Origin of the sequence: Caldisericum sp. (genome assembly GCA_022759145.1) — a bacterium.
Classification (GTDB): domain Bacteria; phylum Caldisericota; class Caldisericia; order Caldisericales; family Caldisericaceae; genus Caldisericum.
The window spans coordinates 1-3,022 of sequence record JAEMPV010000046.1; the positions used below are offsets into that span (position 1 = coordinate 1).

A 3,022-nucleotide genomic window follows, 5' to 3' on the forward strand; every position below is an offset into this window, starting at 1 on the left:
CGGCACTATCTCCCTCGGCTTGACGAGCCCAACAAGCCTAGCGAACTCGTGGGGAATAATAGTGCCCAGAAATTCGTAGCTTGTATCGCTTTGGCCCAGCCTTCAGAATTCCATACAACTTTGGTTACCTTAATGAACAGTTAGTCGCGTTAACCTCATAATTTGGCTGGTGTTAATAATCTTCGGGAATGGAAGGATATTTTCACCTTAAATACGTAAACATTTTTTATTTATGATGGAGTTTTTTAATCAAGGAGAGTTTGGGGTGGCAAAAGCTAGGAGCTTCGGCGGAGAGCTTGTTGTAGGTCCAAGTTTGCCGATGTCCAGTTTTTGTTACTCGATTTTCAGACTGGATCCGTATATTGGATGTAGTCATTCGTGTGTCTACTGTTATACGAGGTTTCTTCCAGGATTTAGCCACGGTTCATTAAGCGCTCGAATTGATTATCCCAAGCTTTTTAGGAAGGCAATCGAGAAGTGGCGTAAAGCGGGTGTTGCTGTTCCGCCTTTCCGGATGTCTGCATTAACTGATCCTTTTCAACCTATTGAGAGGAAGTCGATGCTTTCGCTAAGTCTGCTCAGGCTTTCTCTTACTGAAAGAGTGCCCCTAATTATAAATACAAAGTCTACCCTTGTTGGAGAGTCTCCCTGGCTGGATGTTATAAAGGAACTTTCGGGAGAGGGATTAGCAATTGTTCAGTTTAGTATAGCCTTCCTCGAGGATAATGTATCCAAAGTTATTGAGCCCGGGGCTCCGCCCCCGTCCAAGCGGCTAGACGTGGCTGAGAAGCTGAGTAGCGAAGGTATACCAGTAGTGTTGAGGTTTCAACCGATTGTACCTTTTCTGAACTCGGGGGATGAATACGTGGAAAAGTACGCGGAAGAAGCAAAAAAAGTAAATGCAAAGCACGTAATAGCCGAGGTCTTGAGGGTTTTAAGCTGGAAAGAACTCGAAGTCTATAGAAAAGTCATGAATGAAGATAACTTTAGAAAGCTTGTTGACAAAAGCAACTGGGAACGATTTCTCTTAGGCTCACACAAGCATCCAAAAAGAGAAATAAGGCAAAGAATCTACAATGAAATCAAGGCAAGCATAGAAAAAATGGGATTAACTTTTGCGACGTGTAGGGAAGGACTCTATCAAATGTGGTCGGCACCCGATTGTTGCGGAATATTTCTCTTAAAAAATAAAATCCTTAGATACACTCTCTACGAGCATTTTTACGGTGAAAAACAAGGCTATACATATCTTCGTCCAGATGACTATTCTAAAATACCCATTCCTGAAGTGCGCAGAAAACTTCAGGCACATGATGCATTGTTAAAGAGAATAATTCAAAACCGAGAACTATTAAGTACGATAGTTTCTTAGAAAAATTAATTAGTGCTGTAAATGTTTACTTTAATGTATGGTTCACATTGCGTCCTCAAAGCCATCTAAAAAACTCGAAGAATGGCTTAATGATTTAAAGTCTACAATTAACCAAGCAGAGTTCTGGGTATCTGCAGGGTCTAAAGAGCATTGGGAATGGAGCCTAGAATACTCAAAAAAATTTGAAGTGGATTATACCTATTGGGGGTCTCGTCTAGATGCAAATGAATTGAAAGGTATATTTGCCGCTACGCGAGGGGGAGTTGCCCCATCATCTGCTAAATTGTTTGAGGAATTTATTAGTGGAAACAAACCAAATATTGTTCTCTTCTTTGTAACTCAAATTGGCATAGTTGGTGCTGGAATAGTTACTCAAACTGAATTCGATTTTTTAAACCTCTTTTGGCCTAGCGAAAAGCAGTCCGGTATGCTGGAATTTCCTTTCAGGTTTAAGATGAAAATAATCTGGTTGCATGACTCTGTTCATAAGGGAACTCTTCAAGGAGACAATCAATTAAGTGATCTCCTCAAAAATTACTCCAGGTCCGGTCTGCAACATATAGTTGATTCGGAGGTCATAGGAAAACTGCGTGTTCTCTTGTTAGATCGAGTTCAAAATTATCAAAAAAATAGGGAAGTAACCCAAAAAGAGGAGCTATCTTTAGTGTATAAACTTCCTATCCATCAGGTTAAGGAAATAATAAAAGAAAACGCAAAGCGTCAATACTTCAATTTTAAAGATACTCTCCTGGATGATTTAGTTGCAGCGCTGAAATTGGGAAAGCCTATTCTTCTAGTAGGTCCTCCAGGTACGGGAAAAACTACACTAGCGCAAATAATAGCTGAAGTTCTTGGTTATAAACTTGTATCAAAAACTGCGTCAAGCGATTGGAGTAGAATCGACGTGATTGGCGGTCCTGTTCTTAAAGGTCAAGAAGTTTTTTGGAAGTCAGGCGTCCTTCTTGAAGCAATATGTGAACACATGAGAAGTGGAGGAGCCATTCTTCTAATAGATGAAATTAACAGGGCAAACATAGAAAGGGCCTTTGGAGAATTTTTCACAATTTTTGGAGGCAAGCCAGAAGATTGGAAGTTGCCACCTTCCCTTCTACATGAAATAAAATCATGGGGTGATAAAATCGATGATTGCGGGAGATATTTGCTAGGAGTATGGGACGTTCAGGGTAACATAAAGATACCTAGTAATTTTCGAGTTATAGCTACGATGAACGTTTACGACAGACGCTATCTCTTTTCACTTGGACATGCGCTTCTTAGACGATTCATAGTTATAAATGTTGGAAATCCGCAGGATGAGGACATAAAAAATGTTCTCAAAGGCATAGTTCAAGAAGATAAAATGGTAAATAATATCTTTGACTTGTATGATCAGATAAAGAAAGCTGGTCTTGAAATTGGAATAGGGTTTTTGATAGATGTAGCCAAGATTGTAAAAGCTCTCGGAAACAATACAAATGCTCTGGATAAAGCTGTCAAAATGATTCTTGTCCCCCAGTTCGAGGGTTTACCACTCACTACGCTAAAAGAGGTCAAAAAACTTCTCAAAGAAAAAGGACTGAACGAGTCAGCGGAATTCTTTAACCAGCTCTATCCAGAGGTTGCGGAACTTGAGTCAACAACAAAGCAGTA

Annotated in this window: 2 protein-coding genes; both read left to right on the top strand. The window is 40.0% G+C overall.

What is annotated here, in order from left to right:
- The first annotated feature begins 265 nt into the window (after positions 1–265).
- Positions 266–1,372, top strand: a complete 1,107-nt coding sequence (locus JHC30_02865; protein ID MCI4463096.1) for a hypothetical protein — start codon at positions 266–268, stop codon at positions 1,370–1,372.
- A 37-nt stretch (positions 1,373–1,409) separates the two neighbouring features.
- Positions 1,410–3,022, top strand: a 1,613-nt coding sequence (locus JHC30_02870) for a MoxR family ATPase (protein ID MCI4463097.1), incomplete at its 3' end; no start/stop codon positions are given.